General features: G+C 62.8%; 5 protein-coding genes and 2 pseudogenes. 3 read left to right on the forward strand and 4 right to left on the reverse strand.

What is annotated here, in order from left to right; genetic code table 11:
- Positions 1–3: 3 nt before the first annotated feature.
- On the reverse strand, positions 4–333 hold the full coding sequence (locus BF95_RS26615) for a hypothetical protein (protein WP_081764220.1): 330 nt from the start codon (positions 331–333) through the stop codon (positions 4–6).
- Between the two features lie 151 nt (positions 334–484).
- Between BF95_RS26615 and BF95_RS19320 the strand changes: the two genes are divergently transcribed.
- Positions 485–1,798: a methyltransferase family protein gene (locus BF95_RS19320; protein ID WP_043153591.1), complete on the forward strand. Its 1,314-nt coding sequence runs from the start codon at positions 485–487 to the stop codon at positions 1,796–1,798.
- Here the strand turns inward: BF95_RS19320 and BF95_RS19325 are convergent.
- Positions 1,795–3,168: a glutamate--cysteine ligase gene (locus BF95_RS19325; RefSeq protein ID WP_043153593.1), complete on the reverse strand. Its 1,374-nt coding sequence runs from the start codon at positions 3,166–3,168 to the stop codon at positions 1,795–1,797. The two genes, BF95_RS19320 and BF95_RS19325, sit on opposite strands and share 4 nt — an antisense overlap.
- Positions 3,169–3,267: 99 nt before the next feature.
- A complete protein-coding gene (locus BF95_RS19330) occupies positions 3,268–4,014 on the reverse strand; it encodes a 16S rRNA (uracil(1498)-N(3))-methyltransferase (RefSeq protein ID WP_043153595.1) in 747 nt (248 codons plus the stop codon).
- A 94-nt stretch (positions 4,015–4,108) separates the two neighbouring features.
- On the opposite strand from BF95_RS19330, the pseudogene ubiA reads away from it, so the two are divergent.
- Both ubiA and BF95_RS19340 read left to right on the forward strand, forming a co-directional pair.
- Positions 4,109–5,010: pseudogene (ubiA, locus tag BF95_RS19335) on the forward strand (4-hydroxybenzoate octaprenyltransferase).
- On the forward strand, positions 5,007–6,476 hold the full coding sequence (locus BF95_RS19340; protein WP_043153596.1) for a phospholipase D-like domain-containing protein: 1,470 nt from the start codon (positions 5,007–5,009) through the stop codon (positions 6,474–6,476). Before ubiA ends, BF95_RS19340 begins: the two are co-directional and overlap by 4 nt.
- A gap of 3 nt (positions 6,477–6,479) precedes the next feature.
- Here the strand turns inward: BF95_RS19340 and BF95_RS19345 are convergent.
- Positions 6,480–7,330, reverse strand: a pseudogene (locus BF95_RS19345) (chromosome segregation protein); the annotation flags it as partial.

The raw sequence follows: 7,330 nt of genomic DNA on the forward strand, positions 1-7,330 counted from the left end.
CGCTCATGCGGCACTGTCCCAGCCGGAACGCTGCTGCTGTCTTTGTCTACGCAGCCTTTTTGCTGGACCCATAGCGTTTGCAGCGTCCTCGTCCATATGCGCGACCGAACGCCACCATTCTGCCGCTACCGGGTGGAGGATCGATAGACTGCCTACGCGCGGCATGGCGTACCAATTTTCGCCACGACGATGATAGGTCCAGTTCGAATCACAATTAAGCGGCACCCGCTCGAAACGGGGCGCTGTGTCGGGGCAGGCCGGATCGCTTATTTCCCGCAACTGGGCAGGCACATTCTGGATGCTCCCATCGGGAAACCGCACCGCGATCGTCATCTCCTGCCTCCATCTTATCGGTTGATGGAGGCTTAACGCATTGAGATAGAATGGGTTCACGACCTTGCGCTAGGTTAAGCAGTTTGTTCGGAACCATCCCAGAGGAACCCCCTTCACTGCTTGCTTACCAAATATTGCTAGGCTTCCCGCCATGCGCCACTCTGACGATCCCTGCCCCAAATCCGCCGTCAGCCATGGCGTCGGCATCGCTGGTCTATTCGGCCTTGCCCTGTGGACCCTGGTCGCGCGTCATTATGGCATGAACGGTCCCAATGCCGGGCTGGCTGCGGTCGTGGCTTGTGGCCTACCGATGGTGCTGTGGTCGCTGCTGATCGACAAGGTGCATCGCAATGCATCGACCGGAATCGACTGGTGCGGGCCTGCCCGTTCGGTTCGCAGCATGTTGGACACCAGTATCGTCAAGATCGCCGGGCTATGGGCGACCTGGCTCGCCATCGCCATCTTCTATTGCGTCGCCCGCTGGTATTGGAGCGGCAATTACCGCTTTTCGATGGACCTGTTCACCAGCGCCGCGCCGTGGCTGCTGGCGCTCTCCATCCCCTATGTCATCTGGATCGACCGCCGGATGGTCGATCCGAAAGACGCTTCCTACAGCTTTGGCCAATGGGTGATTGGCGGCGCGGCGGGGGTGCCCGACATGGTGCAGGTCGCCCATCACGCCCGCGCCTGGGCGGTCAAGGGCTTCTTCCTTGCCTTCATGGTGTCGATCGTACCCGGCAATTTTTCGAGCGTGGTGGAATGGCGGATCGCTGATGCGCTCGCCAATCCGATCGCGCTCGCTAGCTTCCTGATCGCGGTCATGTTCATGATCGACGTCTGCCTGGCGACCGTCGGCTATATCCTGACCTTCAAGCCGCTCGATTCGCATATCCGCACCGCCAATCCCTATCTCGCTGGCTGGCTGGCCGCGCTGATCTGCTACCCGCCCTTCGTCCTGATGGGCGGCGGCGGGCCGCTCGATTATCATGCGGGCGGCGCGGAATGGGATTATTGGACGCAAGGATCGACAGTGCTGCAATGGCTGTTGGGCGGCTGGCTGGTGCTGCTGACCGCCATCTATGCCTGGGCGACGATGGCGTTCGGCCTGCGCTTTTCCAACCTCACCCATCGCGGCATATTGACCCATGGTCCCTATCGCTGGACCCGGCACCCGGCCTATCTGTCGAAAAACCTCTTCTGGTGGTTTTCAGCGCTGCCGTTCCTCAGTGTCAGCGGATCGATCACCGACATCGTGCGCAATTGTGCGATGCTGGGTCTCACCAATGCCGTCTATTATTGGCGCGCCCGGACCGAGGAGCAGCATCTGTCCGCCGACCCCGACTATCGCGCGTATAGCGACTGGATGGAACGCAACGCCCCGGTGCCGTGCTTCATTGCGTGGATCACCGGGCGAAAGCGGGAACCGGCAGAAATGGCGCAGGCCGCAGAGCAGCCCGCGCCCTAAAAGCTTTCCTCGGCATAGACTTTGCTGACATCGCCGCCCCATTCGCCATGATAGCGATCGAGCAGCCGTTCGGCATGGGTCTTGCCGGAGGACACGACCTCTTCCAGGCCGGACAGATAGCCCGTCTCATTGTCGCCCGCCGCATTGAGCCGACCGCGTGCGACCAGACCCGCCCGTGCAATATCCAACACTGGCTGGGCAATGTCGCGCAGCGTGCGACCGCCACCGATCGGCGCGTCCAGGCCGAGCCGAGGCACGGAATCGCGCAAAATCTGCCGGTCCTCCATGTTCCAGTCCTTGACCAGATTCCACGCCGCATCGAGCGCGCCTTGATCGTAGAGCAGGCCGACCCACAAGGCGGGCAGGGCACAAATTCGCCCCCATGGACCGCCATCGGAGCCGCGCATTTCGAGAAAACTCTTCAGCCGCACTTCAGGGAAAGCGGTGGAGAGATGATCTTCCCAATCCTTCTCGGTCGGTTTTTCGCCGGGAAGGGCGGACAGTTTGCCGTCGAGAAAATCGCGGAAGCTAAGCCCCGACGCGTCGATATATTTGCCATCGCGAAAAACGAAATACATCGGCACATCGAGCGCATAGTCGGCATAGCGTTCATAGCCAAAGCCGTCCTCGAACACGAAGGGCAGCATGCCGGTGCGCTTGGGGTCGGTATCCGACCAGATATGGCTGCGATAGGACAGGAAGCCATTGGGCTTGCCCTCGGTAAAGGGCGAATTGGCGAACAGCGCCGTGCCAAGCGGCTGCAGCGCCAGCGAAACGCGGAACTTCTTGGCCATGTCCGCCTCGCTGCCATAGTCGAGGTTGGTCTGGATGGTGCAGGTGCGCAACATCATGTCGAGACCCATCGATCCCACGCGCGGCATGTGCCGCAGCATGATCTCGTAACGGCCCTTGGGCATGATCGGCAATTCGGCGCGCGTCTTGTCGGGCCACATGCCAAGGCCCAGGAAACCCAGCCCCAGCATGTCGCCGACATGCTTCACTTGCTCCAGATGCCGCCCGGTTTCGGCGCAGGTCTGGTGCAGATTGTCGAGTGGCGCGCCCGATAGTTCCAACTGCCCTGCCGGTTCCAGACTGATCGTGCCATCGTCCCCCGACAAAGCGATGATATTCTCGCCTTCGAACACCGGCTTCCAGCCATAGCGGGTCAGGCCGATGAGCAGCGTATGGATGCCCCCCTTTTCCTCATAGGAAGGAGCGTGATGATCCTTGCGGTTATAGACGAATTTTTCATGTTCGGTGCCGATGCGCCAGCGGTCCTTGGGCTTTTCACCCTTGGCAAAGGCCGCGATCAGCTGGTCGCGGCTTTCGATGACGGGATCATGATCCCCCGAGTCGGTTCTGGTGCTCATGCCCCGCCCTTACTGCTTCCCCTCTGCCCGTCAAACAGCAGCGGGCGTCGATCAAATAGGCTTTGTTGCTATCCGGTTCAATCCAATAGCGAAATGAAACTATTTCCAGTCGCCGTTGATCGTCATCCAGGCGGCCGTAGCGGCGATGGCGGCGGTTTCCGCGCGCAGGATTCGGGGACCAAGCGAGACCGGCACGGCTTGAGGATGGGCACGGATCGCCGCGCGCTCGGCGGGGTCGAAACCACCTTCCGGCCCGATCAGGAAAGCGGCCGGGCCGGGATAATTAGCAAAAGCCTCCGTCAGCGGCGCACCGCCGGTTTCGTCGGCAAAGAAGAGAGGGCGCGCCTGCGGCCAATCGCGCAGCAGCGCATCGAGCTTCACCATGGCGGCAAGCTCGGGCAGGGCGGTGCGCCCGCACTGCTCGGCGGCCTCGACCAGATGCGCGTGCAGCCGGTCGAGGTTGAGCTTGTCCACCACCGCGCGGCGGGTCAGCACGGGCTGGAGTTTCGCCACGCCCAATTCGCACGCCTTTTCCGCAATCAGGTCGATGCGCCCCTTCTTGATCGGCGCGCAGCACAGCCAGAAATCAGGCACGGTTTCGGGAGGCTTGGTCTGCGCCACGCATTCCAGCACCAGGTCGCGCTTACGAATGTCGCGTGCCCGCGCGGCCCATTCGCCCGACCGGCCATCGAACAGCAGCACGATGTCATCTGGCTTCACCCGCATGACGGCGATCAGATAATGGGCCGGATTACCGTCGATCGACACCACCACACCTTCGCCCAACTGGGTTTCGACATGCAGGCGCGGGGCGCTCTGCGGCGGCCAGGCGGGGGTAGCGGTCATTTCGGTCTTTCCGTATGGCAATGGCATCCCTAATGCCGTTCGTATCAAGCGAAGTCGAGACGCGCCCCTCGATCAGCGGCGAAACGGAGATAGTGTGAGCAGTAGCATCGTCCCCGACACCCAAGCGCGCGGTCTGCTGTCGCGTTTGCCAAACACGCCGCGCGGTCTTGCGCTGCTGGCGCGATTTGATCGGCCGATCGGCTGGTGGCTGCTCTTCTGGCCCGGCGCCTGGGCCGTGGCGCTGGCCGGGGGTGGCTTTGTCCGCTGGCCGCTCATCCTGTGGTTTCTGCTCGGTAGCATCGCGATGCGCGGCGCGGGATGCGTATTCAACGATATCGTCGATCGCGATCTCGATGCGAAGGTCGCACGTACCGCATCGCGCCCGCTTGCCAGCGGCGCGATCTCGCTCAGAACCGCGTGGCTCTGGCTGCTGGCACTCTGCGCGGTCGGGCTCATCGTGCTGCTGCAATTGCGGCCCTATGCGCAGGTCGTGGCGCTGGCGTCGCTCGCGTTGGTGGCGGCTTATCCCTTCATGAAGCGGATCACGGGCTGGCCGCAAATCTGGCTGGGCCTTGTCTTTTCCTGGGCGGCTTGGTGGGTTGGAGCGAGGTCGCAGGCACGCTGACCAGCGCTGGGCTGCTGCTCTATGCAGGAACCATTTTCTGGGTTGTGGGCTATGACACAATCTACGCGCTGCAGGATCGGGAGGACGACGCGCTGATCGGGATTGGTTCCAGCGCCTTGTCGATGGGGCGGCATGTCCGCGCGGGCGTATCGCTTTGCTATCTTCTGGCGCTTGGCCTTTGGGCGACGGCGATCTGGCAGGTCCGGCCGGACGGGCTTGCACTGCTCGCCCTCCTGCCCATCGCCGCACATTTGCTGTGGCAGGTTGCTACGTTGCGCGAGGACGGCATCGACCCCCTCGCCAAGTTCCGCGCCAATCGCTTTGCGGGGTTGTTGATGTTCCTTGCGTGTCTGGTAGTAGGCAGCGCATGAGCGAGCATCCTATAGGGCCAGTGCCCGGCGACGATTGCTGGAAAATCGAGACCGCCACCCGCGCCAGCGTCATCATCGATGCCGACACCTATTTTCGCCATGCCCGCGCCGCGATGCTCAAGGCGCGCAAGCGGATCATGTTGATCGGCTGGGATTTCGATGCGGCGATCAGCCTGGTGCGCGACGATGAGGTCGGAGACGGCTCGCCAGCGGTGATCGGCGATTTCATCAGCTGGCTGGTCAACCGCTCGCCCGACCTCGAAATCTTTCTCCTGCGCTGGGACGTCGGCGCGATGAAGTCGATGGTCAGCCCGGTCAACCTGTTCACCACGCTCAAATGGATGGCGCATCCGCGCGTCACGGTGAAGCTGGACGGGCATCATCCGCCCGCTGCCTCGCACCATCAGAAAATCGTGGTGATCGACGATTGTTTCGCCTTTTGCGGCGGCATCGACATGACCGGCGACCGGTGGGATACCCGTCACCATCGCGACGAGGAACCGGGGCGGCATCATCCCGACGGATCGCCCTATGGGCCATGGCATGACGCGACCACGGCGCTCGCCGGGCCGGTTGCTGCGGCGCTTGGGGCACATGCCCGCATGCGCTGGAAGATGGCGGGCGGCGACGATCTGGAGCCGGTCGAGGGGGGCGAGGATTGCTGGCCCGACACCCTGCCGGTGCAGTTTGAAGGCGTGGACGTCGCCATTTCCCGATCCGCACCGCAAATGGACGACCAGGATGGCGTAACGGAGATCGAGCGGCTCTATTGTCACCAAATCGCTGCGGCAAAACGCTGCATCTATGCCGAGAGCCAATATTTCGCCTCACGCCGTATCGCCGAAGCGATCGCCAAGCGGCTCGCCGAACCCGATGGTCCCGATGTCGTTATCGTCAACCCGGAACATGCCGATGGCTGGCTGGAACAGCAGGCAATGGATACGGCGCGCGCGCGCCTCTACGAAGCACTCAAGGCGCGCGACACCTATGGCCGCTTCCGCATCTACCACGCCTTCACGACGCGCGGCGCCCCCATCTACATTCATGCCAAGATCCTGATCGTGGACGATCGGTTGATTCGCGTCGGCTCCTCCAACATGAACAATCGGTCGATGCGGCTCGATACCGAATGCGACGTCACGATCGACACTGTGCGGCCTGCGAATGTTGGTCGGCAGGATCGTATCCTTGCCATTCGCAACGATCTGATCGCCGAGCATCTCGACATGCCGGTCGAGCGCGTTGCCACCGTGATCGCGCAACGCGGGCTGATCGCGGGCATAGAGGAAATGCGCCAGAAGCCGGGGCGGACCTTTCGCCCCTATGTTACCCCGGACCTGAACGACGTCCAGACCTGGCTCGCCGATAATGAAGTGCTCGATCCCGAAGGCCCGGAAGAAATGTTCGAATCCATCAGCGAACGCGGCCTGTTCCGCAGGATGAAGGGCTGGTTTGGCAGGAGCTAGGCCTTACTCCGCCGCCAGCAGCGCCTCGGCGCTCTGAAGGTTGACCGAGACGAGGCGGCTGACGCCCTGTTCGACCATAGTGACGCCGAACAATCGGTGCATCCGCGCCATGCTGACGGCATTATGCGTGACGATCAGGTAACGGGTTTGAGTTTGCGCCACCATCGCATCGAGCAGATCGCAAAAGCGCTCGACATTGGCGTCGTCCAACGGCGCGTCGACCTCGTCCAGCACGCAGATCGGCGCGGGGTTGGTTAGGAACAGGCCAAAGATCAGCGCCACCGCCGTCAACGCCTGCTCCCCGCCCGACAAGAGCGTCAGCGCGGCCAGCTTCTTGCCTGGCGGCTGCGCCATGATTTCCAGCCCCGCCTCCAGCGGATCGTCGCTGTCGATCAGTTCCAGATGCGCCTGCCCGCCATTGAACAGCGTGGTGAAAAGACGGCGGAAATGCCCGTCCACCGCCTCGAACGCGGTGAGCAACCGTTGCCGTCCTTCGCGATTGAGGCTGCCGATCGATCCGCGCAGCCGGTGGATGGCCTGCGTCAGTTCTTCGCTCTCCGCGCGGCTGGCGGCCTGGCTGGCTTCCAGTTCGTCCAATTCTTGCGCCGCGACCAGATTGACCGGACCGATTCGTTCGCGCTCGGCGACGAAGCGGTCATGCTCGGCCTGTTCCGTCTGGGCGATACGGATATCGGCACTGGCAAAGCCGAGTTTTTCGGGCAGGACGGGGGGCGGACATTCGAACCGTTCGCCCGACAGGCGGTTCGTTTCGATGCGTCGTTCATCGGCGGCTTCGGCGCGGGCCGCAGCCGTCGCCCGCGCTTCCCGCGCGGCGGCAAGCGCTTCGCCCGCCT

Source organism: Sphingobium sp. Ant17 (genome assembly GCF_000588875.1).
Taxonomy (GTDB): Bacteria; Pseudomonadota; Alphaproteobacteria; order Sphingomonadales; family Sphingomonadaceae; genus Sphingobium.